The 26,615-nt window shown below is 69.0% G+C and carries 23 protein-coding genes; 15 read left to right on the forward strand and 8 right to left on the reverse strand.

Annotation, left to right across the window (positions count from 1 at the left end; all coding sequences use genetic code 11):
* The first annotated feature begins 331 nt into the window (after positions 1-331).
* From DKT69_RS08820 to DKT69_RS08835, 4 genes are all read left to right on the forward strand, one after another.
* Positions 332-1,045 (forward strand): hypothetical protein, encoded by a 714-nt coding sequence (locus tag DKT69_RS08820; RefSeq protein ID WP_201749549.1) that lies wholly within the window; start codon positions 332-334, stop codon positions 1,043-1,045.
* A gap of 241 nt (positions 1,046-1,286) precedes the next feature.
* Entirely contained in the window at positions 1,287-2,672 is a 1,386-nt protein-coding gene (locus DKT69_RS08825) for an FAD-dependent oxidoreductase (RefSeq protein ID WP_109801089.1), read from the forward strand.
* 113 nt (positions 2,673-2,785) lie between these two features.
* A complete protein-coding gene (gene pglW, locus DKT69_RS08830; RefSeq protein WP_109801090.1) occupies positions 2,786-7,213 on the forward strand; it encodes a BREX system serine/threonine kinase PglW in 4,428 nt (1,475 codons plus the stop codon).
* A gap of 39 nt (positions 7,214-7,252) precedes the next feature.
* Positions 7,253-7,603 (forward strand): DUF3024 domain-containing protein, encoded by a 351-nt coding sequence (locus tag DKT69_RS08835; RefSeq protein WP_109801091.1) that lies wholly within the window; start codon positions 7,253-7,255, stop codon positions 7,601-7,603.
* 13 nt (positions 7,604-7,616) lie between these two features.
* Here the strand turns inward: DKT69_RS08835 and DKT69_RS08840 are convergent, their stop codons facing one another.
* Positions 7,617-7,820 (reverse strand): type II toxin-antitoxin system VapB family antitoxin, encoded by a 204-nt coding sequence (locus tag DKT69_RS08840; protein WP_109801092.1) that lies wholly within the window; start codon positions 7,818-7,820, stop codon positions 7,617-7,619.
* A 43-nt stretch (positions 7,821-7,863) separates the two neighbouring features.
* Positions 7,864-8,451 carry a hypothetical protein gene (locus DKT69_RS08845; RefSeq protein WP_146231006.1) on the reverse strand — a complete coding sequence of 196 codons (588 nt, stop codon included), beginning with the start codon at positions 8,449-8,451 and terminating at the stop codon, positions 7,864-7,866.
* Between the two features lie 60 nt (positions 8,452-8,511).
* Between DKT69_RS08845 and brig1 the strand changes: the two genes are divergently transcribed.
* Together brig1 and DKT69_RS08855 are read left to right on the forward strand one after the other, a co-directional pair.
* Positions 8,512-9,396 carry an anti-phage DNA glycosylase Brig1 gene (brig1, locus tag DKT69_RS08850; RefSeq protein ID WP_146231007.1) on the forward strand — a complete coding sequence of 295 codons (885 nt, stop codon included), beginning with the start codon at positions 8,512-8,514 and terminating at the stop codon, positions 9,394-9,396.
* Positions 9,393-10,307 (forward strand): hypothetical protein, encoded by a 915-nt coding sequence (locus DKT69_RS08855; protein WP_109801095.1) that lies wholly within the window; start codon positions 9,393-9,395, stop codon positions 10,305-10,307. Before brig1 ends, DKT69_RS08855 begins: the two co-directional genes overlap by 4 nt.
* On the opposite strand, the gene DKT69_RS08860 is transcribed toward DKT69_RS08855, so the two are convergent.
* Together DKT69_RS08860 and DKT69_RS08870 are read right to left on the reverse strand one after the other, a co-directional pair.
* A complete protein-coding gene (locus DKT69_RS08860; protein ID WP_201749550.1) occupies positions 10,292-11,311 on the reverse strand; it encodes an ADP-ribosylglycohydrolase family protein in 1,020 nt (339 codons plus the stop codon). The genes DKT69_RS08855 and DKT69_RS08860 overlap by 16 nt on opposite strands.
* 270 nt (positions 11,312-11,581) lie before the next feature.
* Positions 11,582-11,866: a DivIVA domain-containing protein gene (locus DKT69_RS08870; RefSeq protein ID WP_109801113.1), complete on the reverse strand. Its 285-nt coding sequence runs from the start codon at positions 11,864-11,866 to the stop codon at positions 11,582-11,584.
* 324 nt (positions 11,867-12,190) lie between these two features.
* Between DKT69_RS08870 and DKT69_RS08875 the strand changes: the two genes are divergently transcribed.
* From DKT69_RS08875 to DKT69_RS08895, 5 genes are all read left to right on the forward strand, one after another.
* The gene (locus DKT69_RS08875; protein WP_109801097.1) at positions 12,191-12,430 is read left to right on the forward strand and encodes a winged helix-turn-helix domain-containing protein; all 240 of its coding nucleotides are present in this window, start codon (positions 12,191-12,193) and stop codon (positions 12,428-12,430) included.
* Positions 12,431-12,441: 11 nt separating this feature from the next.
* Positions 12,442-13,581, forward strand: a complete 1,140-nt coding sequence (locus tag DKT69_RS08880) for a helix-turn-helix domain-containing protein (RefSeq protein ID WP_236647412.1) — start codon at positions 12,442-12,444, stop codon at positions 13,579-13,581.
* 23 nt (positions 13,582-13,604) lie between these two features.
* Entirely contained in the window at positions 13,605-14,126 is a 522-nt protein-coding gene (locus tag DKT69_RS08885) for a PIN domain-containing protein (RefSeq protein WP_109801098.1), read from the forward strand.
* A gap of 71 nt (positions 14,127-14,197) precedes the next feature.
* Positions 14,198-17,773 (forward strand): BREX-2 system adenine-specific DNA-methyltransferase PglX, encoded by a 3,576-nt coding sequence (gene pglX / locus DKT69_RS08890; RefSeq protein WP_109801099.1) that lies wholly within the window; start codon positions 14,198-14,200, stop codon positions 17,771-17,773.
* A complete protein-coding gene (locus tag DKT69_RS08895) occupies positions 17,770-18,999 on the forward strand; it encodes a hypothetical protein (RefSeq protein WP_146231008.1) in 1,230 nt (409 codons plus the stop codon). Before pglX ends, DKT69_RS08895 begins: the two co-directional genes overlap by 4 nt.
* A 266-nt stretch (positions 19,000-19,265) precedes the next feature.
* Here the strand turns inward: DKT69_RS08895 and DKT69_RS08900 are convergent, their stop codons facing one another.
* Complete coding sequence (locus DKT69_RS08900; RefSeq protein WP_109801101.1) at positions 19,266-19,943, reverse strand: sensor domain-containing protein; 678 nt, start codon at positions 19,941-19,943, stop codon at positions 19,266-19,268.
* Between the two features lie 41 nt (positions 19,944-19,984).
* Positions 19,985-20,332 carry a hypothetical protein gene (locus tag DKT69_RS37665; protein ID WP_146231009.1) on the reverse strand — a complete coding sequence of 116 codons (348 nt, stop codon included), beginning with the start codon at positions 20,330-20,332 and terminating at the stop codon, positions 19,985-19,987.
* Between DKT69_RS37665 and DKT69_RS08905 the strand changes: the two genes are divergently transcribed.
* The gene (locus DKT69_RS08905; RefSeq protein ID WP_146231010.1) at positions 20,333-21,133 is read left to right on the forward strand and encodes a hypothetical protein; all 801 of its coding nucleotides are present in this window, start codon (positions 20,333-20,335) and stop codon (positions 21,131-21,133) included.
* Between the two features lie 303 nt (positions 21,134-21,436).
* Here the strand turns inward: DKT69_RS08905 and DKT69_RS37670 are convergent, their stop codons facing one another.
* Positions 21,437-21,637, reverse strand: coding sequence for a hypothetical protein (locus tag DKT69_RS37670; RefSeq protein WP_146231011.1), 201 nt, complete (start codon positions 21,635-21,637; stop codon positions 21,437-21,439).
* A gap of 473 nt (positions 21,638-22,110) precedes the next feature.
* On the opposite strand from DKT69_RS37670, the gene DKT69_RS08910 reads away from it, so the two are divergent.
* Together DKT69_RS08910 and DKT69_RS08915 are read left to right on the forward strand one after the other, a co-directional pair.
* A complete protein-coding gene (locus tag DKT69_RS08910; protein WP_109801103.1) occupies positions 22,111-23,880 on the forward strand; it encodes a sialidase family protein in 1,770 nt (589 codons plus the stop codon).
* Positions 23,877-24,356, forward strand: coding sequence for a hypothetical protein (locus DKT69_RS08915; protein WP_146231012.1), 480 nt, complete (start codon positions 23,877-23,879; stop codon positions 24,354-24,356). Before DKT69_RS08910 ends, DKT69_RS08915 begins: the two co-directional genes overlap by 4 nt.
* Positions 24,357-24,476: 120 nt before the next feature.
* Here DKT69_RS08915 and DKT69_RS08920 read toward each other — a convergent pair whose 3' ends face one another.
* A complete protein-coding gene (locus DKT69_RS08920; protein WP_109801105.1) occupies positions 24,477-25,793 on the reverse strand; it encodes a hypothetical protein in 1,317 nt (438 codons plus the stop codon).
* Positions 25,794-26,007: 214 nt separating this feature from the next.
* Between DKT69_RS08920 and DKT69_RS08925 the strand changes: the two genes are divergently transcribed.
* A complete protein-coding gene (locus DKT69_RS08925) occupies positions 26,008-26,568 on the forward strand; it encodes a hypothetical protein (protein WP_109801115.1) in 561 nt (186 codons plus the stop codon).
* Positions 26,569-26,615: the final 47 nt, after the last annotated feature.

Here is a 26,615-nt window from a genome sequence, read left to right on the forward strand (position 1 = left end):
ACGGGCAACGCCTGGCGATCTTCTACACCAAACTCAACAACCGCCTCCTGCGACCACTCCTCGCCGCCGATCAGCCCCAAGCGCCACCCGACCTGCGTCAAGCCCTCGCCGCCATCGACCACCACGTCGACGACTACATCGCCCGCGCACGACTCAAAACCGCAGCCTGAAAACCTGACTCAGTTGTTCAGATTCTCGAACCCAAGGATCTAGCCCGAGCCGGGGCGCCGCCAGCGGTATCGGTCAGCGTGCGGGCGAGCGGGAACCGTCACCTCGCCCGTACGCTGCCCTCGGGTCCGCCACTCATGGTCCGGCCCGGAAGGAGGCGACCGTGGCGGAAGAGCGCGGGTACTGGCGGGACAACGGCGAGCGCATCGCAGCCCGGGAAGCTTGGGATATCTGGGCAGTCCACGCGTACGACATTCTGATCGGCATCGCGCAGACCTACCACGCCACGATCACCTACGGTGAGCTGCGGGACCGGCTCTTCGCCGCCTCAGGCATCCAAACCTCCGCGCTGCTGCAGAACTGGATCGGCGAGGTGCTCAACCGGGTGATCCACGAGTCGCGCCGCCGTGGCGAGCCGCCGCTGTCCGCCCTCGTCGTCCGGGTAGACGACGGGATGGTGGGCGGAGGGTACGACGAGGTGCTCCGAGTATGGGGTGAGCCCGCCGCAGAGAACGAGATGGCGCGGGAGGAGCACGCCGCTGTTTCGCGCCTGGCCTGTTACCGCCGCTTCGGCGCGCCGTTGCCCCCGGACGGTGGGCAGCCGGCGTTGTCGCCGAGGCTGCAGCGGCGGTCCGCGCGCGAACGCCGCAGCCCCGGCGCCCGCTCTGCCCGACCTGCTTCGTCCAGCTTCCGGTCAGTGGCGCCTGCGACTCCTGCTGATACCTCGCCTTCACCGCCGAAGCGGTGCCGCCACTCGCGTCCCGGCGCCGCTGCCGGCGCGACCGGCGCCTCGGACGATCGCCCGCAGGCGTCACCTTTCGGCCTTCCTGGAATAGCCGGTCGGCCTGGTCGCACCGTCATCCTTTCGGCGTTCTGAAAACCGAATCAGATTGACCGATAAACGACTGAGATATCGCTCACCACGCCTGTCGACAGCGGCCGGAAACCGGCTGTGAGCAGGGAATTTCGCCGCTGCGAGTCCCGCCTTCGACGGGCTGGAGAAGGTCGGAACGGCTCACGGGGAAACGTGTGTCAGCTAGCCGTCCGTCAATTCGCCTTTCCGCCCCGCCCGTCGTGCCGCTCACTGAGGACACCAATGTGAAGAAACGGAGTCAACCGTGTCCACCACGAATGAGACCGGGCGGGCGATCGTCCTCGGCGCGAGCATCGGCGGGCTGCTCGCCGCGCGGGTCCTGAGCGAGTCGTACACGAAGGTGACCGTCTTCGACCGGGACGAGCTGCCGGCGGAGGTCGCCGACCGCAAGGGCGTGCCGCAGAGCGAGCACTCGCACGGCCTGCTCGCCCGGGGCCGCCAGGTCCTGGAGGAGCTCTTCCCCGGCCTGACCGCCGACCTGACCGGCCAGGGCGCCCTCGCCATCGACATCCAGCGGGACTGTCTCTGGGTCAACGACGGCCACCGGATCCCCCGGGTCGCCTCGGGACTGCAGGGGCTGTGCGTCAGCCGGCGCGCACTGGAGGGGTACGTCCGGGACCGGGTCCGCGCGCTGCCGAACGTGGAGATCCACGACGGATGCGAGGCGTTGGGGCTGCTCGCCGACGCCGACGGCGGCACGGTCACCGGCGCGCGGATCCTGCCCCGGGGCGGGGAGGAGCAGCACCACGACGCCGACCTGGTGGTGGACGCGACCGGTCGCGGCAACCGCGGCCCCACCTGGCTCGCCGAGCTCGGCTACCAGCCGGCCGTCGAGGACCGGGTGGATCCCGGCACCGTGTACGTCTCCCGCGACTACCGCCGCACCCCGGGCGACGCCGACTTCGCCGCCTTCATCAGCAGCCCGTCGCCGGCTGCCCCGTACGGCGGGGTGGCCATCTCGGCCGAGGGCGACCGGTGGATGGTGACGCTGCTCGGCGTCGGCCCGGGCCAGGCCCCGCCGGTCGACCCGGACGGTTTCCTCGCCTTCGCCGGCCGGCTGCCCGCCCCGGAACTGCACGCGCTGCTCAGCCGGGCCGAACCGCTCGGCCCGCCGAAGCGAATGCGGCTGCCCACCAGCGTGCGGCGGCGCTACGAGCACCTCGCCCGGCTGCCGGAGGGCTTCATCGCGGTCGCCGACGCGGTGTGCAGCTTCAACCCGGCGTACGGGCAGGGCATGACGGTGGCCGCGGTGGAGGCGATGGTGCTGCGCGACTGCCTCCGGCAGGGCCGGCGGGAGCTGCCGCGCCGCTTCTTCGCCGGGGCGGCCAAGGTGGTGGACGTGCCGTGGGACATGGCGGTCGGCGCCGACCTGCGCTACCCGACGGTGGTCGGGCCACGCAGCCGCCGGACCCGCTTCCTCAACGGGTATGTCGCCCGGCTGCACGTCGCCGCCGCGCGGCACGCCGTCGTCGGGCGGCGCTTCCTCAGCGTCGCGAACCTGATGACCCCGCCGCCGGGGCTCTTCGCGCCGGGGATCGTCGCCCGGGTGCTCTGGTCCGGCGGGCGTACCGTGCCGACGGCCGCCCAGCCCGAGTCGACGCTGCAGGTCGAGGAGTTGCTTGTCCGGTGAGCCGGGTCAGGCGGGCAGGCGGTCGCGAGACCGCCTGCTTTCGCCCTGGTGCTGCACCGCCCGGTTCGGTCCGGTGAGCGGGCTCGGTGCGGCGTGAGCTTAGGATCTCTCGCATGCAGGAGGGTCGGTGGACGACGATCACGCCGTCGCAGTTCGCGCACGAGCGGGAGGCGCTGGCGTACGTCCAGGCGCTGCTGCCGGACACCGAGCCCTACCGGGCCTGGTCGAACTTCACCTTCACCGCCCAGACCGGTCACCCCTACGAGGTCGACCTGCTGGTGGCGGGACCGGGCGGGCTCTACCTCATCGAGATCAAGAGCCTGAACGGACGGCTGGTTTCCAGCGGCTCGAACTGGATCCTGAACGGGCCGAGCGGCACCCGCACCTTCGACAATCCGCTCCACCTGGCGGACATGAAGGCGAAGAAGCTCAAGTCCCTGCTCCAGGTCGCCGCCGCCCGCCGCAAGGGCAAGCCAGTCAAGATTCCCTTCGTGCAGGCGGCGGTGTTCCTGTCCAAGCCGGGGCTGCAGGTCGAACTCTCCGATTACCACCTGCACAACATCTACGGCCCTGAGCCGGCGCCCGGCCACCAGCCGGGCCAGCTGCCGACCATCGGCTCGATCCTGAAGCGCCCGCCGCAGGACGAGCAGCAGCGGGTCACCAAGGAGATGTCCGCGGCGCTGCCGGGCCTGCTGGAAGAGGTCGGCATCGCCCGCAGCCGCCGGCACTACGAGATCGGCGCTTGGAAGCTGGCCCCCCGCCCGTTCGACATCGGGCCGACCTGGCAGGACCACGAGGCCCGCCACCGCGACCTCGAACGCGAGCGCCGCCGGATCCGGATCTACCTGGTCGAGCGCAATGCGGTGCAGGCCGAGCGGGCGAGCATCGAACGCGCCGCCAAGCGCGAGATGCAGGTGTTGCACGGCATCAATCACCCCGGCATCGTCCAGGTCGACTCGATGGAGTCGCACGAGGCCGGGCCGGCGCTGATCTTCCGGTACGACCCCCGCTCGATCCGCCTCGACCACTACATGGCCCAGTACGGCGACCGCCTCGACGCGCTGAGCCGGCTGGCGATGATCCGCCAGCTCGCCGAGACGGTGGCGTACGCGCACCGTCGGCGGCTGCACCACCGCGCCCTGTCGGCGCGCAGCGTCCTGGTCAGCCCGGGACGCCGGCGGCGGGGTGGCAGCGAGGACGAGGCCTGGCTGACTCCTCAGCTGCAGCTCAGCGACTGGCAGGCGGCGACCCGCGGGGTCGACGGAAGCGGCGGGGGCAGCAGCGGCGACCCGGTCACCCTCTCCACGCACGCGGCCACGCACATCGAGCGCTCGGCCGAGGCGTACCTCGCGCCGGAGCTGACCGCGCCAAAGCCGGACGCGGTCGCGATGGACGTCTTCGGCCTGGGCGCGTTGAGCTACCTGATCCTGACCGGCCAGCCGCCGGCCGCAAAGCGTGCCGAGCTGCTCACCCGGCTGGCCCGGGACAACGGGCTACGCGCCTCCGCGATCGCCGACGGAATCACCGAGTTCGCCGACGAGCTGATCCAGGCGGCCACCGCCCCGGTGCCGACCCAGCGCCTGACCACCGTGGCCGAGTTCGTCGAAATGCTCCAGGTGGTCGAGGAGGAGCTGACCGCACCGCCGCCGACGTCGGTGCACCCGGAGGAGCCTGAGCCCGAGCAGGTCGACCCCCTCGAGGCGCGCGGCGGCGACCGGGTCGGCGAGTGGAAGATCGTCCGGAGCCTCGGCACCGGCTCGACCTGCCGGGCGTTCCTCGGCTTCAACGAGCGCACCCGCCGGGAGGAGGTGCTCAAGGTCGGGCTCTCCGACGAGAAGGGCGCCCGCCTGGCGCACGAGGCGAGGGTGCTCGGCCCGCTCACCGACTCGCGGGTGATCCGGCTGGCCCGGCCGGAGCCGCTGCAGATCGGCACCCGCACGGTCGTCGTGCTGGAGCACGCCGGTGACCGCACCCTGGCCCGCAAGCTGCGCGACGACGGCCGGCTCACCGTCGACGAGCTGGAGACCTACAGCGACTACCTGTTCGGCGCCCTCGACTACCTGGAGGGGGAGGGCGTCTACCACCGGGACATCAAGCCGGACAACATCGCCATCCGGGTGCGCCCCAACCGCACCAAGCAGCTCGTGCTCTTCGACTTCTCCCTGGCCGGCGTCTCGGTCAAGGAGATCGCCGCCGGCACCCCGCGCTACCTCGACCCGTTCCTCGGCACCGCGAACCGGCCCGGCTACGACAAGCACGCCGAGTGGTACGCCCTCGGGGTCACCCTGCACGAGATGGCCTCCGGCGAGCTGCCCGTGTGGGGTGACGGCGGAACCGAGCCGCAGCTGACCGAGGGCCCGCCGGTGCTCGCCGTCGAGGCGTTCGACCCGGCGATCCGCGACGGCTTGGTGGACTTCCTCCAGCGTGCCCTGCACCGCGACCACCGCCAGCGGTTCGCCTCGCTCAAGGACATGCGCGACGCCTGGCAGCAGGTGTTCCGCCGCTCCGACGCGAGCGCCCCCGTCGGCACCGACCACCCCGAGATCGAGGCCGACGAACCGGACGAGAAGGCCGCCGAGGCCGCCCGCGACGAGGCCGCCACCAAGGCGACCCGCGCGACGGCCCTGGAGGCCGCCGGGCTCACCCCGCGCGCCGTCTCCGCCGCCCACCGCCTCGACGCCACCACCGTCGGCGAGCTGCTCACCGTCGCCAACAAGCTCGCCCACCTGCCCGGCCTGGGCGCCAAGACCCGCCAGGAGCTGCAGCGCCGGGTCAAGGAGTGGCGCGGCCGGCTGGGGGAGCGGGAGACCATTCCCACCACGCCCGCCGCCCGCAAGGCAGCGACGGAGGAGGTGGCCTCCGAGGCCGCCGCCGGGGACGGCGACCCCGATCTGGTACGCGTCGGACTGGACGCTATCGCCACCCTGCTCGTCCCGGCCAGCCGGAACCCCAACGACGTCGAGGCCACCCGGCTGGCGCTGCACCTGCCCGACGCCACCGGCGCCCTGCCGGACCTGCCGCTGTGGCCGCAGCACCCGCAGGTGGCCAAGCCGCTCGGTGTCACTCCCGCCCGGATCGCGCAGATCCTCGGCAAGCAGCGCAAGCGCTGGGACGACATCCCGGTGGTCGGCAGCGTGCGTACCCAGATCATCGAGCTGCTGCGCGACGGCGGCCGGGTGATGGGCGTCGCCGAGTTGGCCGCGGCCCTGCTGAGCAGCCGCGGCTCGGTGCGTACCGGGGACGCGCTGCGTCTCGCGGTGGCGGTCGCCGCGGTACGGGCCGCCGTGGAGGTCGACGCGCTCGCCGACGAGCCGCGCCTGCTGCTGCGCCGGCACGCCCGTGCCGACATCAACGGCAAGCCGCACCCGCGCGGTGACCGGCTGCTGGTGGCCCTCGAAGCCGGCGAGGACGACGCGCCGGACACCCCGGCCGCGCCGGCGCTGCTCGACTACGCCGACGCGCTCGGCAAGGCCGCCGACAAGCTCGCCGCCAGCGAGGTGCTGCCCAGCCCGGCGACGGTGCTGCGTACCCTCGCGGCGGTGACCGCGCCCGGCGGCGCGGCCGACGCGATCGACGAGCGGCGACGGGTGCTGCTCGCCGCGGTGGCCTCGGAGCGGGCCGCCGCGACCGCGCGGCTGGAGCTCTACCCGCGCGACCTCGATCCGGTACGCGCGCTGCGGCTGGCCCAGGCCGGCGTGGTGCCCCCGGCCGCCTCGCCCGACGGGGGTCGCGGGCTGACGCCGGAGCAGGTGACCCAACGGGTGCGGACGCGCTTCCCGGAGCTGGATCCGTTGCCGCCGCACCCGAAGCTGGACCGGCTGCTCGCCGAGGCCGGCTTCGAGCTGCGCTGGGACCGCGACCGGTACGTCCCGCCGCCGCCCCGCAACGCGTCGTCCTCCATGTCGATCATGCAGCGGCGCCCGTCCGTGACCGTCGCGCCGAGCCGGTGGACGGCCGAGTCGCCGGAGCTGGCGGCGGCGATGCGAGCCGAGGAGCGGCTGACCGGCGCGAGGTCCTCCGGCGGGTTCCGGGCGCTGACGGTACGACTGTCCCGGTACGGCCTGGCGCGGGAGGAGTTGGTCCGGCGCTTCGACGCCCGTCCGGTCAACGTGGCGGCCCGCTTCCTGGGCCACCTGCACGCCCTGGTCGACGCGCACCCCAAGCCGACCTGGGAGACGGTGGTCGGGGCGGACATCGCGCCGCCCGGCTCCAGGGGCGCGATCAAGCTGGGCGAGTACGTCGAGCGGGCGTGGCAGTTGGCCGCGCCGGAGCTGCGCGCCGAGCTGTCGGCCGAGGCGGGGCCGGTGCTGCTGCACGACGCGGCGGTATTGGCGCGGTACCGGGCGATGGAGCGGCTCTACGAGCTGGCCGACGCGGCGCGCGGTGGGGCGGGGGGCGTGTGGCTGCTCTGCCCCATGGAGGATCCGGCGCTGCTGCCGAAGCTGGACGGTGCGGTGGTGCGGGTGGGCGACAACGAATGGATCGCCCTACCAGACGCCTGGGTCGTCAACGCTCACCGCAGCGCGGTGGCCGCGTCCTGACGCGCCGCGCTGGTCGACTTGATTTGGCGGGAGGTCGAAATGGCGGCACCTCAGGGGCTACCGGAAGGGGATGTGGCCCAGGCGCGTCAGTGGTGCCACCAGCGTGTCCCGGAGCGGCTCCGTGACCAGGTGCGGATTGAGTGTGAGGAGGCGGCCCGCCACCTGACGATCGTCGAGTGTCGGGCCCCGTGGCGAGCCGACGTGGGGTCGGAGTGGACGCGGCTTCCCGTCGCGCGCCTCCGGTACACCAAGAACACCGGGACCTGGACGCTGTACTACCGGGACCGCAACCTCCGGTTCCATCGGTACGACCTGATCCCGCCCACAAGCAACATGGCGGACCTTCTCGACGAACTCGATCGGGACCCGACAGCGATCTTCTGGGGTTGATCGCTCCGATCACTCAACTGCGCCGGGAGGCACCACCCAGGCTGGTCAGGTCGGGAAGCCCGCCGGTCTTGAGCCAGTCGGCGAACTCGCGTCGCTTCTCCCGGTTGACCACGGCCTCAAGAGCGGCGTTGACCGTCGCCTTCTTCGTCGTGGTACCGAGGATCTTCGACGCTGCCGCGAGCAGGTCGTCGTCGATGTGCAGGTTCGTTCGTGGCATGGTCAGGGACCTCTCTGGCGGCAGCGAGTCAGCTCCGATGACATCAAGAATCCTGGCAGTTGATATCACTGCCTGGCTGGTCGGCGGCGGGACGGGAAGCGACCTGCGAGCCGAAGAGCGATAACAGGGTGATCTGTGCGGACGTCAGACGCAGCGGGGATGCCGGGTTTGTGTCGGGGAAGATCTGGGCCGCGTCGAGGTCCGCCCGCCGAATGCTGGTCGCTATGCCGATCTTAACGCCTCGGCGGTTCAATGTGTCGAGCAGGCGGAGGGTGTCGAAGAGGTAGACGGCAGAGACCTGCCATTGATGATGCACGACGCCGGCGGGCCGTCGTGGCCCGCTGAAGATCAGGTAGAAGTCGCAGCCATGTGGGCTGATGTCCAGGCCGGTGAAGGCATCGCCGTAGGTCTTGACGTTGACGGTCCGGCCGGCCAATGGGCCCGATCTGAACGTTCCATCGTGTCCGGCCTGGACGGCGTTCCCGGCGAGTTGGATGTCGAAGATCTGTGCCGCCACGAACTCCCCGATGTCGCCCTGCCGGGCGGACCGCCCGGTCAACCCCGCTATTGCGGCATTCAGGTCGTCGCGGGCCCGCAGCAGCTCTGCCAGTTGGTGCAACTTCTCGGTCACATCCTGAATTGTTCGCGTTGCGTCCTGGCTTTGCCAGAGGCTCATCGCTAGCTTTTCGTCATGACGACCTCGGCACGGGAGCGGGTTGCGGCCTTATGGGACGCCCACATCGCGGCGTGGCTCAACGGCGAAGATCAACTACCGCCATGGCTGGAGGGCTGGTTCGACTCCTATGTGGGTGTCGGTCCCGGCGAAGTGACCCGTGAGGGTTTTCCGGAGCCGTACCACGGTGGCCTTCTCGGTCTGGAGCACACGCCGCGGATGGTGGTGCTCGGCCTGAATCCCGGTGAGTTTCACTCCCGTTTCCAGGGGCGGGACGGCATCTTCGCAAAGGAGATCAAGAAGAACTTCTCGTACAGCAGATGGGCCACGACATGCCCGTACAACCGGCCACCCTGGACCCTGCCCCATGAGATGGGCCGCAACCAGTACTACCAGGATCGCCTTGAGTTCACCCGCCGGTGGCTCCAGGAGCCAAGCGCCGATCACCGTGACCTGTTGATCTTCGAGTGCTACCCGTGGCATTCGAAGTCCATCAGGGCTCCGCTGGAGCCGCCGCCAGAGGTCATCGAGGAGTTCGTGTGGCAGCCGATCGCAGAGCTGCCGGTGCAGGACGTGTTCGCGTTCGGCCGACCGTGGGATGACGTCGCCCAGGCGCTCGGGCTACGGGAGGCGGGCAAGCTGGGATTTGGCGGCACGGACTACGAGTCAGTGGTGCCCAGCCGGGCGGTGCGGATGTACTCGCTGCCCTCGGGGCAGCGGTTGGTCGTCGAATGGCATGCCGGTTCGGCCAGGCCGCCGAGCGAGAAGGAGACCGCACTCCTTCGCGATACGCTCGTCGGAGCGGTGAGCGATGTCCCTAGCGAAAACCCGCCCAGTCCCAGAGCGGGAGCCTCCAGCGATCCGGCCCTCACCCCGGCCTTACCGGAGCAACCGTCGACGTGACCATCGCTAGCGATACCGTCGCCACCGCCAGACGGATCGACAAGCTCGGTCAGTACATGGCTGAGCATGTCTTGGGACCATCCGGACAGTGCGTCTGCCCGAGGCTCGGCAGCTGCCGGCAGAGTGTCCTGGGCGGCCGCCACGCGGCTTCCCAACCGGACGCTGCGTTCGCCGCGGGGCAGCTGTCGCACGTCGGTCACCACTTCGACCTGATGATCAACGGGCTGCCGACGCGCACCCTGGTCATCGCCATGGAGACCGGGCGGGCACGAGAGGGCGTGACGCTCAAGGAGCGCCACGCCGAGGTGATGCAGTCCGCCAGCCTGGCGTTCACCGCGCGGAACCCTCATATGCGCGGTGTCACCAGCGCCTTGCGGCTCGCCGTCGGGCGTGACCCCGGGGCCGATCGGGACGGCGAACACCTACGTCTGGAAGGCGCCCGCTTCCTGGTACACCTCTTCGATGCCTATGCCATGGCCAACATGCGGCTGTGCTCCGCCGTTGTCAACGGCACGACCAAGTCGCTGGGTAACGCGACGATGAGCCGGAACTGCGCCCCTCACATGGCAGCGACGATCACGATCCTCGAGCCGACCTTGTGCATCGTTCAGGGTGTCGAGGTCTACAAGGCGCTCACGGCGCTCATGAGTCGCCGTCGTCAGATTGCACCGCACCTTGAGCAGGCGCGAATCGCGGGCGTCGATACGCTCGTCGCCGCATTCACTCATCCGTCGGCCATGAGGTTGACCGACCACTGGGGGCGGCTGACCAGCGCGCCGTACCTGCTCGGAACGGTCGTTCCGACGATCAAGGCCGCGCACCAGGTGGTGACGAGCCGAGGCATGGCGACCAGCAACGTCGTTCAGCCGCAACGTAGACCAGGGGTCATCGACCATCAGCCGCCGGGGTAGCGGCTCCACCAGTGTGGGTCGGTTGCCGGGACGTAGTCGCCTCCGGACGGGCTGTCCTCGATTTCGGTGACGAAGTCGCGGGCCAGGGTGTCGGCCGGCCAGGCCAACTCCAGCCGGGACAGCCAGTCGACCGGAAGCGCGTCGGGCCCGTGCGTCGTACCCAGCAGGGTGCCAGCCACCGTCGCCACATGACCGCCGTCGTTGGCCGAGGCAGCGAACAAGAGCGCGTCGCGGATCGACTTCCGATCGGGGAAGGACAGGGCCACGTAGAGCCCACCGGCCAGTGCCGACGCCGCCTTCGCGTCGGGCGCGAGGCGAGCCAGCTCGGATCGCTGGCCGGGCCGTGACCGGGCGGCGGCCAGTGCCAGAGCCAGCGACCGTACCGCCCCCTCTGATCGTTCCTCGTCCGCCGGAAGCACCCGGTCAACGGCGGCATCGAGGTGCTCACCCGAAGCCACCAGGCGAACGATTTCCACGCCGAGCCTGGCAGCGGCTAACGCTTCTCCGCCGTGGGTGAGTGCGGCGATGGCCGCGGGGTCCAGCGGACGGCCCAGGGCGACCGGCAGGGTACGGGTGAGAGCGTGCGCCCCGATGCTCTTGCCGGCCGGCTTGTCGATGGAGCCCATGGTCTGGCCCTGCAACGTCGCGACCGTTGCCGGCGCTGAGCCGCGCCGCTCCGCCAACGCCGGCACCTTCGTCAGCCAGCCGTTCGGCCAATCCGCCTCGTCCCACACTTTCAACCCAGGGATGCCCTGGATGGCAGCCCAGCGGGTGTATGACCGCCAGACAACAATGGGCGGAGACGAGATCCCCTTGTGCATGCCCCGGATGTGGGCGCGGATCAGGCCGTCGATGGTGAAGCAGGCGAGCTGTCCGGCGCTGGTCGCCAAGAGCGGCCCGGACGCCGGCACGTTGCCGCCCGTCGCGCCGATCGCGTCACCGAGCATCAGCCCGAGCACGCAGCCCCGAGCGGTTGCGAGCTGCTCTGCCGTCACCTTGGTCATTTCGCGAATCATAGGGGCGGGCAGCACTTGAGCGTTTCGGGGTCGAGGTGCTGGTGGCGGGGCGGAGGCCGGAGAGTTGGACGTAGACCTCGCGCTTGGCGGTTGCCCGGCCGGCGCGATTGATGACGTAGCCGGTCAGCCAGACCCAACCGGAGTACGTCGGCCGGTCGCAGACCGACACGACGCGGAGCGTCAGGGCGCGGTCCCCGGCGAACTGCACCGAGGCCCGGCCGTCGATAATCAGCAGGTCACCGGGGGAGGGGCGCACGGCTACCAGCGGCCCTCGTTGGTGTGGTACTCCTGCGGCGGCCGGCACTCCCGGGCGTGCATGGTCTGCCAGTCGCGCAGCGCCCGCTTGAGCCGGTCGTTCTCCTGGCTGAGCATCCGTACCTCCTGGTGGAGGTCGTTCAGCTCGTCGGCCACCTGGGCCTGGAACTCGCGTACCTGATCGGGGTCGGTGCCGCGCCGACGCGGGTCGAACGTGCGGGTCCGCACCTCGTGCGGCGTCAACCGGGCCGGGTGACCGGTCCCGTAGAGCTGGCCGCCTCGATACATCTGGGCCACGGCGGTCCTTTCCTGGGCAGGCGGGAGCGGGGTAGGTCCTTTCGGTGCGTCTGGAAGGGCGGGCCGTCCGCATGCCGGCCGCGGACGGCCCGCCCGCTCCGCCGCCGCAGCTCAGATCAGCGGTACGACAGCGGAGCAGTCCGGTGGGTCGGGACGGGCACGCGCACCCGCCCCGACCAGGGGGATGAGCCGAACTCGTTGCCACGCGAGGTGCGACTCGCGATCAACCATATATGCCTAAGTAGCGGAAGGCAACGCTCGGTTGTCTGGCCAGTGCGTGTCGTGATCAAATTGGCGTGCCACGCGAGGAGTGCCATGCCACAGACACCGGACTACATCCGGATCTCGGACGAGATCATCAGTGACCTGCGCAGCGGAAAGGTCCAGCCAGGGGACAAGTTGCCCTCTATCGCTGACATGTCTGACCGCTTCGGGGTCAGCTCATCGACCATCCAGATGGTCTATGTCCGGCTGGAAGCGCTGCGGGTGATCCGGCGGCAGCAGGGCAAGGGCATCTTCATCACTGATCCGAAGACGTGGATGCGTGAACCCTGACGTTCCTTGCGTTGACCCATTCGGCCGCCGATGTGTGCGATTATCGCACCATGGTTGATGACCGGGAGTGGAGTGCGGTCGGCGAGCAGGTGCGTCAGGTGCGCCTGTCGATGGGGATGTCCCAGAACGAGCTGGCTCGCGCCGTGGGCCTCGACCGCACGATGCTCGCCAAGGTGGAGGCAGGCACTCGGCGTCTCGACGCCTTTGAGCTGCTCAAGTTGTCGTCGGCACTCGGCGTCTCGATGGATTACCTCATCGAGCCCAAGCCGGAGGTGCTCTCCCGCCGGTCCGCTCAGATCACCGAGGACAGCGACTCCCAGGTGGCGCGATCATCGCAGCGGCTGGAGATCGCGCTTACCGAGTGGTTGCGCGAGCTACGACAGCTGATCAGTCATGGCGTGCTGCGGAGCCGACCGGTGCTTCGATATCCCGGCGCCGTGGCGTCTGAGGCGCAGGCCAGAGAGGCGGCGCTTTGGGTGCGCCAGCAGCTCGGCCTCGGGGACGGACCGATCGACAGCGTAGTAGAGGTGTGCGAGCGCGCGGGACAGTTCATCCTCGTTACCGATGTGCCTGGGGATGGAGCGTCGCTGGTTGACGGTGACGTCGCGGCGGCAGTGGTCAGCACCACCGGAGATCCGGGTCGGCGGCGCGCGACCGCGGCACATGAGCTGGGCCATCTCGTCATCGGTGATGAGTATTCGAGCGATCTTGGCGTGCACGCATCCCGAGCTGATCGGGAGGCCGCTATCGACGCGTTCGCCGCGGAGTTGCTGTTGCCCGTATCGGTGCTGGGCGGGCAGCAGGAGGTACCCGGCGGCCTGACCCGCGACCGGTTGGTGGAGGTTGCCGCCCGATACCGGGTGTCGTGGTCACTGGCGCTTCGGCAGGCCGTCCGGTCAAGGCTGATCGACACCGCGACGCGTGCCGCCTGGAGCCAGTCTCGCCCGACACATGCTGAATTCATGGAAGCGCTGGGGTGGGCTCCCCAACCGGATCTCTTCTCGGTACGAGTGCCTCCGAGCTACGCCCATGCCGTGATGGAGGCATGGCGAGGTGGCTGGATCACCCGGGTGCGAGCGGTCGAACTGATGCACGGACAGATCGCCGAGTCGGACCTGCCCGAGAGCGGCGAGCTGGAGATCGAGCCGTGAGCCTGCCGTCGACAGCGGCTCGGGTGCTGGTGCTCGACACCATGTGTCTCAGCCACTTCACCCTGGCGGACCGACTTGATGTGCTCCAGCACCTGCTCGTCGATGCAGAGTGCTGGACGACCAGGGTCGTGATCGAAGAGCTGCGTGCAGGAGCTGCGGCCTATCCCGCTCTGGCCGCGACCTGCGAGGTGGACTGGCTCAGCGTTGCTCAACTGGACACCCTCAACGAGATCAGATGCTTCACGAAGTGGGCCACCCGGATCGGAGCAGGCGACCGTGACCTCGGAGAGGCATCAGTCATTGCCGCTGCGGAGCTGCGCGGCGGCATCGCCATCACTGACGACCGGGAAGCCACGCGGGTGGCTCGTGCTCATGAGGCGGAAGTGCACGGAACGATCTGGCTGCTGGCCCGGGCCTGCCGCGACGGGAAGCAGACCGCGGTGAGCACGGGAAATCTCATCGACGCTCTGCGCTCCACGGGTGCCAGGTTGCCTTGCACGGGAGCGCAGTTCCCCGACTTCGCGCGTCGCCACAAGTTGCTGTAGCTGCGGGTTCGCCACAGTCTCGGCCCTAACGGGTAGGTCCGTCCCGCCGACGGGACGACTAGAGTCGTCGCGTGATCGACCGGAAGCTGCTCTTGAGTGACCTGCAGAAGCAGGTCAAGAACCTTGAAAAGGACCTGCGGGAGCAGGCCGAATCGGTCGAGGAGGTGCGCCTCCGACTGCGTGGTGAGTACGACCACGCGTTCAAGGTCGGGCGTACCGCCGCCACTTGGGCGGCGTGGCGGGACGAGCGGGTCACCCAGGTCGCCGTCGCCTCGGTGCTGGGCACCGTGTTCGTGCGCTATTGCGAGGACAACGGGCTGCTGGCCGAGCCTTACCTCGCCGGGCCGGGGGACCGGCTGGTGCTGGCCGAGGAGGCTGAGGCGCAGTTCTTCCGTGACCGGCCCGAGGAGACGCTGCGTGGCTGGCTGGAGCAGGGATTCGACGCCATCGCCAGCACCCAGGCCGGCAAGTCACTGTTCGACCGGCGGCACAACCCGCTCTTCCAGGTCCCGCTGTCGCACGACGCGGCCAAGGACCTGATCGGCTTCTGGCGCCGGCGCGGCGAGACCGGCGGCCTGGTGCACGACTTCACCGACCCGGAGTGGGACACCCGCTTTCTCGGCGACCTCTACCAGGACCTTTCGGAGGCGGCCCGGAAGACCTACGCCCTGCTGCAGACGCCGCAGTTCGTCGAGGAGTTCATCCTCGACCTGACGCTGACCCCGGCGATCGCCGAGTTCGGCCACGACGTGGTCAAGATGATCGACCCGACCTGCGGATCGGGCCACTTCGTACTCGGCGCCTTCCACCGTCTCCTCAAGGAGTGGGAGCATCACGCCCCCAACCGGGACCCCCACGAGCGGGTACGCCTGGCCCTCGACGCCGTCCACGGCATCGACATCAACCCCTTCGCTGTGGCCATCGCCCGCTTCCGCCTCCTCGTTGCGGCCCTACGCGCCTGTGCTGTCAAGACCCTCGCCGATACGGCGAGCTACGTATTTCCCCTTCACTTCGCTGTCGGGGACTCACTTAACAGGAGCGATCAGCGCGCGTTCATCAACGAGGCGGGAGAGCTGATCGACTTCAACTACGCCACGGAGGACGTGCAGGAGCACTCTGGCATTCTCGAAGAAGGTCGGTGGCACGTCGTCGTCGGAAACCCGCCATACATTACGCCGAGCGATGACGCCGCTAACCGGCGCTACCGGCAAGCCTATGCGGACGTTTGCCACCGTCAGTACGCCCTGTCGGTGCCGTTCGCGCAGCGCTTTTTCGAGCTGGCGAAGACGCCCGCCGCTGATGGCCGGGGCGCAGGTTACGTCGGCCAGATCACGGCAAACTCGTTCATGAAGCGCGAGTTTGGCAAGAAGCTGATTGAGGACTTCCTAGCCCACAAGGCCGAGTTAACGCATGTGGTTGACACATCTGGTGCCTATGTCCCCGGCCATGGCACTCCGACCGTGCTTTTGATTGGTCGCAACAGAAGCCGCAATCGTCAGGAGACGATCCGTGCGGTCTTAGGCATCCGAGGCGAGCCGTCGGCTCCCGATGATCCGGCGCGCGGATTCGTTTGGACCGCAATCACTGATCAGGTGAGCAGGCCTGGCTCGGACAGTGAGTGGGTCAGCGTGACGGACCTTCCTCGAAGCGCTTTGGCCAAATTCCCATGGAGTCTTTCCGGCGGTGGAGCCAGCGGGCTCCTTGCGGCACTCGAGGCTAGGCCAGTGAGGCTTGGTGCGGTGGTTGACGTGATCGGACGCACGACTCATACAGGGCTTGATGATGCTTTCTATATGCCAGCGGCATCAGCTCGCACCCACGGGCTACGTGACGCGGCCGTGCCGGTTGTCCGAGGTGAGGACCTGCGCGACTATGCGCTCGAAACGCCGATCTGGACAGCATTTCCCTACGACGTAAAAGCCAATAGTCGGGTCATAAATCTAATGGAAGAACAGTTCTATTGGCGAAGTCGCACCCTGCTCCGACGGCGAATGGACTTTGGTCAGACACCCGAGCAGCGGGGTCTCCGCTGGTTTGACCACAGCATGTTCTTTCCAAAGCGATATGCCGAGCCCCGCTCGATTGGTTTCTCCTTTGTAGCCACTCACAACCAGTTCGCGCTCGACCGCGGTGGCAAGGTCTTCAACCGCACTGCGCCTGCGCTCAAGTTGGCGGACGGGGCGTCCGAAGATGATCACTTGCGGTTGTTGGGACTCCTCAACAGTTCCACCTCTTGCTTCTGGCTCAAGCAGGTTTGCCACGACAAGGGAAGTCAGGGCGTCAACGAGGGCTTCAAGAGCCAGGAGTGGGAGAGGTTCTTCGAGTTCACCGGTACCAAGCTGCAGGAGTTTCCGCTGCCGTCGGCGTACCCCCTCGAAGTGAGCCGGGAGATTGACGGGCTGGCGCAGCGGCTCGCCACGGTGAGCCCAGCGGCGGTCGCGGCCTCCGGAGTGCTTACCCGCGAGCGGCTGGACGCCGCCGCCTACGAGTGGCAGGCCAGGCGTGGCCAGATGATCTGTTTGCAGGAGGAGCTGGACTGGCAGGTCTACTCGCTCTACGGCCTGCTGGACGAGGACTTGACCGCGCCGGAGAGTGTTCGGCCGCCGATGTTGCAGCTGGGGCAGCGGGCGTTCGAGATCGTGCTCGCCCGCAAGGTCGCCGCGGGTGAGGCGGAGACGCAGTGGTTCGCTCGGCACGGGTCGACGCCGATCACCGAGCTGCCGGCGCATTGGTCGGATGAGTACCGGTCGATGGTGGAGCGGCGGATCGCGGTCATCGAGGGCAATCGCAACATCGGGTTGATTGAGCGGCCGGAGTGCAAGCGGCGCTGGGCGACCGAGGGCTGGGACGGGATGCAGGCGAAGGCGCTGCGCGACTGGCTGCTGGACCGGTGCGAGGCGCGGGAGTTGTGGTACCACCACGTCGACGGGCTGGAGCAGCCGCGCCCGTTGACCACCGCCCAGCTCGCCGACGAGCTGCGCCGCGACGCCGACGTGCTCACCGTCGCCGGCCTCTACGCGCCCGGTCAGGACCTCGGCAAGGTGATCGCCGACCTGGTCGCCGACGAGCACGTGCCGCACCTGGCCGCGCTGCGCTACAAGGACTCCGGCCTGGCCAAGCGGGCGGACTGGGAGCAGGTGTGGGACCTGCAGCGGCAGGAGGACGCGCTGCCCGACGAGGCGGCGAAGCGGGAGTTCCGCAAGCAGATCCCGGTGCCGCCGAAGTACACCTCGGCGGACTTCCTCAAGACCAGCTACTGGCGGCACCGGGGCAAGCTCGACGTGCCCAAGGAGCGGCTCGTGTCGTACCCGGGTGCCAGCCGCGACGGTGACCCGTCGCTGCTGGTCGGCTGGGCCGGCTGGGACCACCGAGAGCAGGCCCAGGCCCTGGCCACCCTGATCGTCGCCCGCGAGCAGGAGGACGGCTGGGCCACCGACCGGCTGTTGCCGCTGGTCGCGGGGTTGCGCGAGATCCTGGGCTGGGTACGCCAGTGGCACGGCGAGTTCGACCCCGAATGGGGCGCCTCGCCGGCGGACATCTACGCCGGCTTCCTCGCCGAGACCACCAACCGCCTCCACCTCACCGACGATGCGCTCACGTCGTGGCGACCGGCCAAGGCCACCCGCGGTCGCAAGGCCAAGGCATGACGGCCGTCGACCCGATCCCCGCCCCGACCACCGCATGGTTGTTGCCGGAGTACGCCGACGAACTGGCCGACGTCCTGGCGCAGCGCCGGTCTCGGCTCTGGCAGCTCACCAGTCCGGGCGAGCTGGCCGCGTGGGCGCTCGCCGAGCCCGAGCCGGCGCCGCTCGACCCTGGGCCGGCCGCCTTCGAGGGCGACTGGACGGATGGGCTTGACGGGACCCAGCAGGCGGCGTGGGCGCTGGCGGGCTGGGTCACCCGGATGACAGTGCCCGAAGCCGCGGCGACCGCCGGCAGGCACTGGCTGCTGTCCCAGGTCGACCAGGGCGGTGCGCCACTGCTGCGGCTGACGGTGGGCGTACTGGAAACCTTCGGCGTCCTGGAGGACGGCGCGGAAGTGTGGCTCCGGGTCCTCGCGGCGCCGCTCGACAGTGCCGTCGACGCCGGCGCGCTCGACGAGGAGGAGTGGGAGCGGCGAGGTGTCGAACTCGCGCGGGACGGCACCAGGACACTCGCCGAAGACAAGTACCTGCTGCGCTGCCCGGACATCCGTACCGCGCAGTGGTTGCTGCGGCAGCCGCCGGTCATGGCCGGCGCGCGGATGCTCAACGGGTGGGTGGCCGCCGGCCCGTTCCCCTTCAAGAGCAGGTACCGGCCGGAGATCGCGGCACGCGCCTGGCTGGCTGCCGAGACGCTGCTCGCTGCTGAGTCGCCGGCGGCCCCCATCGGTGGCCAGGGCTTCGACCGGCCGTACACCGGCTCGGCCGTGCCCGCTGAACTGCCCGCGCAGCGGTCGTTTGACGCAGCGGCCTACCGGGCCGGGGTGAACGAACACGACCGACTTTGCCGAGCGTTGGTCGACCACCTTGCCGCGTCAGGGTTACGGGTCGGCGCCGGGCTCGCTGGGGTGAATGTCGACCTGGCTTGGCGAGACACCGAGGGGCGGCAGTTCATCGCCGAGGTGAAGAGCGTGGTCGGCGGCAACGAGGTCGAGCAGCTCCGGCTCGGCCTCGGTCAGGTCCTCGAATACCGTCACCGCCTGGCGACGCTCGGAATGTGGGTGACGCCCGTCCTGGTCGTATCGAGATGTACGGACCGGGCTTGGCCGGCCATCTGCGGTGACAGCCACGTCATCCTGCTGCAGGGTGAGCGCGCTTCGGATTGGACAGCTGCGCTGACAGAAGGCCGCGATCCCACGCCGGTGCTGGTGATTGATGAAGCCGAGGCGTAAACGAGGAGGCGCAGCGCGCGGCTGAATTGCTCCGGTCGGACATGTTCCCGGTTGGCCGGGCTGCTCCGAGCCCAAGCCGAAGGCAAGCGGTTTTCTACCGTCGATCGTCGCGCTCTCGAGCAGCTTGCCGGTGACCGGGTGACGCCGGTCGCACTGCTCTACGCCGAACTGGTCGTGGACGGTGAGGCGCTCGTCGCGGCTGACCGACGATGCTCAGTCAACCCTGGCCACAACCGTACCGGCTCCCGTAAGGCTCGCTGGAAAGGTTAACGGGCGGCTGCGGCCGAGTACCGGTCCACCTGCTTGTCGAGCAGGTCAGCGACGACGTCGGCGTCGGCGCTCATGAGGCCGCCGGCGCCGGTCGAGATGAGCGTCGGCCCCACGACGGCAAATCCCTGCAAGACCGTCGCGCCCTGCGTCTCGATGCGTACCCCGAGGCTGTCATCGCCCGTCTTCGGCAGGTTCATCAGCGCGTAGGTGAGCTTCTGTCCCTCCGAGGTGTCCTGCTTGCAGGTTTCCAGCGTCTCGGCCATCTTGGCGAATGAAGCCTTCGCCTGGTCGGCGTTGGCGTACTGCCGTAGGGCGATCGACGCGATCTCGGTCTTCAGGCCGCCACCCTTCTGATACGCAGCGGAAACCTCGATCTTCGCCGTGTACGGCTGCCGGTAGTTGCAGAAGGTCTTGTCAGGACCGTCCTCGTCCTTGGACGGGTCCTCGCTGTAGCCAGCCGGCATCTCCTTGAGCGGGAGCAGCGCCTTGGCGAGAGCGGCCTTGTCGAGGATCTTGTAGCTCGGTGCCGCCGGAGTGGCGGCAGCCGCCGAGGACGAGGCGGCGACCGTCGAAGCCGCCGACTGAGGTGCGGCATCGCCACCGCCGCAGCCGACGAGCGCCGACATCGCGGTGACAACGGTGGCGACGAGCGCGGTGGTGCGGGTGGCGGTCATCAGAGCATCCCTCTACCTGGCGAAATCACGGTAGACGCAGCTTAGTGGGGTGCGACCCGCGAGGTGGGCGCGGCGTTCGAGCCACCCTTCGGCACCCTTGACGACCACCGATCTTTCGACAGACTCATCGGGTGGGCTTGTTCGAGATGACCGTCGGCGGGGAACTCGTTCCCGTGCCGTCCTCCACCTTTGCCGCCGAGCAGATCCTGGAGCGCGCGGACCTTCAACGCGCGCTTCGCGAGCACATCGCCGCCCCCGGGGAGGACCTGCTGGTCGTCGCCGAGGAGTTCGGTGACTTCGAGGTACGGCGACGAATCGACCTGCTCTGCGTCGACCGCAGCGGCCGGCTGGTGGTCGTGGAACTCAAGCGCACCGAGGACGGCGGACACATGGAGCTCCAAGCGCTCCGGTATGCCGCGATGGTCTCGGCGATGACGTTCGAGCAACTCGTCGACACGTACCAGCGGCACCTCGCCCGGACCGATCCCGGGAACGCCGACGGTGCAAGAAAGCGCCTCGCCGAGCGGCTGGACGAGGCCGGCGGCGACTCCGCAGTCATTCAGCGTCAGGTCCGGATCATCCTCGCCTCCGCCGGCTTCGATCCCCAAATCACCACGACCGTACTTTGGCTCAACGACATATACGGCTTGGACATCACCTGTATCCGCCTGACGCCGTACCGGATCGGGGAGAGGAGGCTCCTCGACGTGCAGCAGGTCATCCCGCTGCCCGAGGCGGCGGAACTCACCGTTCAGTTGCGCCGCCGGGAGACCGCCGCACGAGCCGCTGAAGCGAGCAGCGGTCGGGACCTGACCAGGTACGTGATCATCACGCCGTCGCGGAGGACGGGAGCGTTGCCGAAGCGCAGAGCGCTGCTGGCGCTCATCAGCGCGCTGCACGAAGCCGGTGTGGACGTCGACCGGATGGCAGAGGCCCTCCCCGGATGGCCGCGGTTGCTGCCGGTCGACGGCATCCTCGTCGGTGACGCACATCAGGAAGCCTTCGTTCGGGCCCACGGAAGCGGCCGTCAGCTTGAGCGATGGTTTTTCGAGAGCCCGATTCATCGAGACGGCAGAACCTGGGTGCTCTCGAAGATGTGGGGCGCGGACACGGTGGACGCCCTCGACGCTCTACTCGGCCTGGCGCCGACGCCCGGATACGACTACGAGCCGGTCGGGGCGCAGTCGTGACTTCGCCGCACGCTTCCCGGACGGCCTGGCTCTCACGGGCATCGAGCACTGCGCCGCGCCGGAGGTGATGGCGTGGCGTGTCCTACTTGGGCACGCTGGTTTTCGATGATCGCAATCGCGGTCCGCTGCCTGCGCGTCCGGGACTCGAGCGACGCTCGGTGTGGCGGACTGACACCGACACGTGACAGCTGGCCCGGTCGTGGTGCTGCTAGTGGTCGATTTCGTCCGGCGGCACCCGTACTGACCGGCGGGTGGCCCGGCCGGCCGGCTGCATTGTCGGATGGACAGGCCAGAGCGAGAGCGTCAACTCCAGCGCGCTCGGCGGCCGTCATCGTCGTACCAATGGTTGAGGTAATCCGGATCGGCCTTGCTGTCCTGCTGAACGGCGTGGACGTGGTCACTCATGCTTGCCAGCGACCAAATCGCGTTGGCCAGCCGGGCGTAATCCTCGTCAGGAGTGTCGTAGCGCAGTTCGACGGTTATTGTTCGACGGACACGCGGCATGGCTTGTCTCCGTTCCTGTAGACCTGCATCTTGCCGGGAGAAGGGCTACTTGCCAAGGCAAGTTGTGTCCACCCCCGGGCCGCCTGTGGGCTCGCCCACGGACGTCCACGAGCTGTCGGAGGTGTTGGCCGAGCGGGGACGGTGCCGCTGCGGCCGGGCACCGCCCCGCGCGGCTGCCCCTCCGTTTACGCGGAGACGATCCACTGAGGAAGCAGTGATGACTGGTGTCACACAAGGGGTAACCGAGCTGGTGGCAGTCACGCGGACGCGGGGCGTGGCATTCACATACTTGAACAAGTGCCTCTATTCGGAAAGTCCCTCCCACGTCCCCACGATGAGGGCATCCAGCGTGCGACACCTTGTCCACGGTGTTACGTCTGGTCTGCGCCGAACGATGCAACATTCGTATCGGCACGCCGGACGTGGCCGAGGAAGGCAGGGATGTCATGGAGCTACGTGCCAGGAGGACCCGGGTGCCCCGTTCGGTGGCGCTCGCGGCTGCGACGCTGCTGGTGATGGCGATCGGCGGAGTGACCGCCGCCGAGGCGGCCACCCCCGGCGCCGGGACGGTGTCGTCGACCAGGCCGACCGCCACCTGGACCGGCGGGCCGTTCGCGGTGCCCAACGCCACGGCGACGACCGGCACGCTGACGTGCAACGCCGCAGCGCCCTGTGACGACTACGCGCTCACCGTCGACGTCCCGGCAGGGTACTACGCCGCCAACGACCTGAAGATCAAGGTGAGTTGGCCCAACTCCGCTGCCGACTTCGACGTCTACCTGTACGACCGCAGCGGCGTCGAGGTGGGGCAGGCGGCCTCGACCGCCGACCCGGAGACCCTGGTCGTGCCGCCGGTGGCCGGTCAGTACACGGTGCGGATCGTGCCGTTCGCCCCGCTGGGCGAAAGCTACTCGGCGACCGCCGAGCTCGCGGCGAAGCCGGCCGCTCCGGCGCCAGGGCCGGTGGGTGCCGCCTCCTTCACCAACTACCCGGCACTCGGGACGCTGCCGCGCGCCCATGACGCCGGCGAGCCGTCGATCGGGGTCAACTGGAAGACCGGCAAGGTCATGTACCAGGCGTACACCGACACGTACCGGGTCTCCTTCGACGACACGAAGTCCCCGGCCACCGCGGCGTGGGAGGACAAGAGTGGCCACCTGCCCAAGTGCACGGCCAACGCCTCGCTGGACCCGATCCTGTTCACCGACCACGACACGGGCCGCACGTTCGAGTCGCAACTGGCCGGCAAGACCTCGCTGATGTGCTACACAGACGACGACGGCGAGACCTGGACCCCGTCGCAGGGTGGGGGCATCAACTCCGGCGTCGACCACCAGACCGTCGGCGGCGGCCGCTGGTCACCCAACGGCGTCGGCGGCACCCCGCTCTACCCGAACGCCGTCTACTACTGCTCGCAGGACATCGCCGACGCGCTCTGTGCGACCAGTCGCGACGGGGGGCTGACCTTCGGCCCGGCCGTACCCATGTACACCCTGCTGGACTGCGGCGGCCTGCACGGGCACGTCAAGGTCTCCCCGAAGGACGGCACGGTCTACGTACCCAACAAGGGCTGCGGCGGCAACCAGGCCGTCGCGCTCTCCGAGGACAACGGCCTGACCTGGCAGGTACGCAAGGTGCCGACCAGCCTGCCGGCGGACAGCGACCCGTCCGTGGGCATCGGCTCGGACGGCACGGTCTACTTCGGCTACCAAAATGCCGACGGCCACGCGCACGTCGCGGTCTCGCACGACAAGGGCCGCACCTGGGAGAGCGACCAGGACGTCGGCGCCGCGCTGGGCGTGCAGAACGTGGTGTTCCCGGCCGTCGTCGCCGGCGACCCCGCCCGGGCCGCGTTCGCCTTCCTCGGCACGACGACCAGCGGCAACTACCAGGACGCCACCAACTTCACCGGCGAGTGGCACCTGTACGTCACCGTCACCTACGACGGCGGGCGCACCTGGTCGCTGACCGACGCGACGCCGAACGACGCGGTGCAGAAGGGTTCGATCTGCACCGGCGGCACCACCTGCGGCACCGACCGGAACCTGCTCGACTTCATGGACGTCCAGCTGGACAAGCAGGGCCGCGTCCTCGTCGGGTACGCCGACGGATGCACCGGCGCCTGCGCCACCGGCGGCGCGCAGAATTTCGACGCGCTGGCCACCATCGCCCGGCAGAGCGGCGGGAAGTCGCTGTTCGCCGCGTCCGACCCGGTCACGACGGCGAAGGTGAAGAAGAAGTGATCCGCGTACGAGCGGGTGCTCTCGTGCTGGCCGCCGCCGCAGCCCTCACCGGCTGCGGCGGCACCGCGGACGAGACGGACCTCGGCGATCCGGACGCTCCCGGCGCGGCGGAGCCCCGAGCCGGATCCTCGGCCGCCACCCTCGTCTGCGCCGACGCGGCGACGGCCGTGCCGCGGCCCACCGCGCTCCCGGGCGAGGTTCCGCTGCCGTCCGACGCCGTCCTCACCGGCTCCGAGGAGCGGTCCGGCGGGCGGCTGGTGGTCACGGCGGTGACGCCGAGCGACTTTCGCTCGACCCTCGCGTTCATGCAGCGGGCCTACCCGGCGGCCGGGCTGACGCTCAAGGAAGGTGAGGTCGAGGACCGCGACGCGGAGTCGAACTTCGCCGGCAAGGGTCTGGTCGGGCGCTGGACGCTGCGCGAGGTGCCGGACTGCGACGGCGACACCCTGGTCACTGTGCTCGTGGCCAGGGCTTGACGGAGGCGCCGAGGCCGAGCAGCACGCCGCTCGGCCTCGGCCAGGCCCCTCGACCAGCCGAAACGCTTCACCACCGAAACCGAGATCGAGGTGGTCAATCAGTATGCGCGCGGCGTCCGGTCAGGCAGCGACTGCAGGGAACACTACGAGCGATCCGTCACTGCTTCGTTCGATCTCGATCGCAACGTCAGCTTGGTGGATTCCCACGTTGAGGCCATCGCCCAAGGCGCGAAGGCGATATGCGGCTTTGAGTAGGTCGTCGACCTCGCCCTGCGTGAACATGATGCTTCGGAAACCGCCGTGCCGCCTCAACTCGAGAGTCGACAGTCGAAGTAGGACCGAGTTGATGCCTGATTCCAACTCGTCGACCCGACGCTCGTCGTCGCGCAACGTTCCGATAAAGCTCTTGAACGGATTGTTCGTACCCGCCTGTTGAGCGTGTTCAACTGCTTGAAGCACGAGCACTCGGCGTTTGAGAGCAATGGCGAGCCGGGCAAGCTCCAAGTGTGCGCGGAATGCGCCGCCTTCCTCGTTGATGCCGGGGAATGAAGTCGTCAACGCGCCAACTTCAACCGGGCCGTCGGGCAGTTTGGCCAGCGCATCTTGCCATTTTGTGAGCCGACGATTGGTTCGTTCGATCGCCGTGCTGATCGCGTACGACGAGGAATCCAGTCCCAACGACAGGCCGATTCTGCCCTGGTCGAGGAGGACCGACGTCGCCTTGTCGATCGCGTCACGACAACCATCCAACTCGCTGCGCTCGTTCTCGAGGTTGTCTTCGTGCAACTGCTCCAGGAGGTCGGTGATTCGCTCGATCGCCTTCTGGCGTTGGTGATCGGCGTAGGCGCTGACGCCGACCGCGACGGCCATCAGCACAAGTGGCGCGGCCACTGTCAACGCTCCGGCGCTGGCCGCGGCCACACCAGCTGTGGTGGCCGAGCCGGTTGCAGCACCTGCAACAGCGGCCTTGCCGGCAACGGGCACAAACGTGGCATGGGCTGCGATGCCGCCGGTGGAGTTGACCAGTGCGCCGCGAATACCTGCTGCAGATGCCTTCGCAGCCATGGGCTTGACAAGTCCTTTACCGACCTGTGCGGCGACCTTTGCCGGTATCACCATTCGGTAGAGCACGTCACCGGTAGCGGCGACGTTCAGCGTCGGAGGCGCTGACTTCGCTGTCTGAGCCACGAGCTGCGACAACTGCTGAGCGAGGGGACTGGCTGCATGAAGCGGAATCCCGCCGTTCCGGTCGCGCTTGGTTGACATCGGATGCGCTTCCAGCGTGGCGATCGGGGAATCCGCAAGTGTTGCCAGGACTGTTCTCAGTTCTGCGAGTCGGGCCGGTGTCATGCCCTCATCGCCCAGCACCTTCGGCACGCTCACGGCCTCCGTGGCGAGTGTCCATACTGGCACGGGTGCCTTGTTGTCAGTGGTCACGTCTTGTCCCCTCCCGAACTGACGTACACCATAGGTGGTGGTAGCGACACCAACAACAACACCAGGCCGACCCTCACTGCTGGGCAGCGGCAGGTGACTGGTGTCGCTATCGTCCCAGGTGTCTCTGGCTCAGCCACTGTCGGCAAACGCCAAAGGGCTGCATCAACCAAACGGCCGGCGGGCTGGGCGGCTGGACCGTGATGAGGAGCCCGTGTTGAACGCAACCGAATCCCTGGTGACGCAGCTGCCGGCACTGCTCGGTGTGCTGATCGGCACGGCCGGCACGATGATCGTCACGACGGTGACTGAGCGTGGCCGGTGGCGGCGCAACCAGACCGTCCGTTGGGACGAGCGGCGGTTGGACGCGTATGCGGAGTTCACCCGTGCGGTGAAGGAGATCCACCTGCTGGCGATGGGGATGCTCAGCGCGCACCGGACGGGTGCTCGTACGCCTCCACTGCGCCCGGAGGAAGGGCTGGCGCGGCTGGCGGAGGCCGCTGAGCGGCACAGCCTGGCCTGGGAATCGGTCCTGCTGCTCGGCGACGAGGCCACGGTGCGCGCGGCGTCGACCTGGCGTCACGCCGTCCGGAATCTGGAGCTGGCGGCGCGTGCCTTGCCGGACCCGCCGGACGACCTCGCCGCGCTGGTCCGCCGGGCCGACGAGACCCGGGACACGTTCTACCGGGCCGCGCGCGCCAGCCTCGACGTCCGGGGCGGCGCCGTCGACCAGTTCCGGCGCGCGGTCGGCAGCGAAATCCCGACCGCCCGGCGGTGAGCAGTCTGCCCGCACGGTGGGCCGTGACGCGCCCCCGGTGCACACCG

Source organism: Micromonospora sicca (genome assembly GCF_003172935.1).
GTDB classification, from domain to species: Bacteria; Actinomycetota; Actinomycetes; order Mycobacteriales; family Micromonosporaceae; genus Micromonospora; species Micromonospora sicca.

Excerpts from the sequence above, each read along its gene's own strand:
- DKT69_RS08895 (WP_146231008.1), top strand. The coding sequence starts at position 17,770 with ATGACGGCCGTCGACCCGATCCCCGCCCCGACCACCGCATGGTTGTTG.
- DKT69_RS08840 (WP_109801092.1), bottom strand. The coding sequence starts at position 7,820 with ATGCCACGAACGAACCTGCACATCGACGACGACCTGCTCGCGGCAGCG.
- DKT69_RS08875 (WP_109801097.1), top strand. The coding sequence starts at position 12,191 with ATGCCACAGACACCGGACTACATCCGGATCTCGGACGAGATCATCAGT.
- brig1 (WP_146231007.1), top strand. The coding sequence starts at position 8,512 with ATGACGACCTCGGCACGGGAGCGGGTTGCGGCCTTATGGGACGCCCAC.
- DKT69_RS08905 (WP_146231010.1), top strand. The coding sequence starts at position 20,333 with ATGGAGCTCCAAGCGCTCCGGTATGCCGCGATGGTCTCGGCGATGACG.
- DKT69_RS37670 (WP_146231011.1), bottom strand. The coding sequence starts at position 21,637 with ATGCCGCGTGTCCGTCGAACAATAACCGTCGAACTGCGCTACGACACT.
- DKT69_RS08835 (WP_109801091.1), top strand. The coding sequence starts at position 7,253 with ATGGCGGCACCTCAGGGGCTACCGGAAGGGGATGTGGCCCAGGCGCGT.
- DKT69_RS08870 (WP_109801113.1), bottom strand. The coding sequence starts at position 11,866 with ATGTATCGAGGCGGCCAGCTCTACGGGACCGGTCACCCGGCCCGGTTG.
- pglW (WP_109801090.1), top strand. The coding sequence starts at position 2,786 with ATGCAGGAGGGTCGGTGGACGACGATCACGCCGTCGCAGTTCGCGCAC.
- DKT69_RS08860 (WP_201749550.1), bottom strand. The coding sequence starts at position 11,311 with ATGACCAAGGTGACGGCAGAGCAGCTCGCAACCGCTCGGGGCTGCGTG.
- DKT69_RS08900 (WP_109801101.1), bottom strand. The coding sequence starts at position 19,943 with ATGACCGCCACCCGCACCACCGCGCTCGTCGCCACCGTTGTCACCGCG.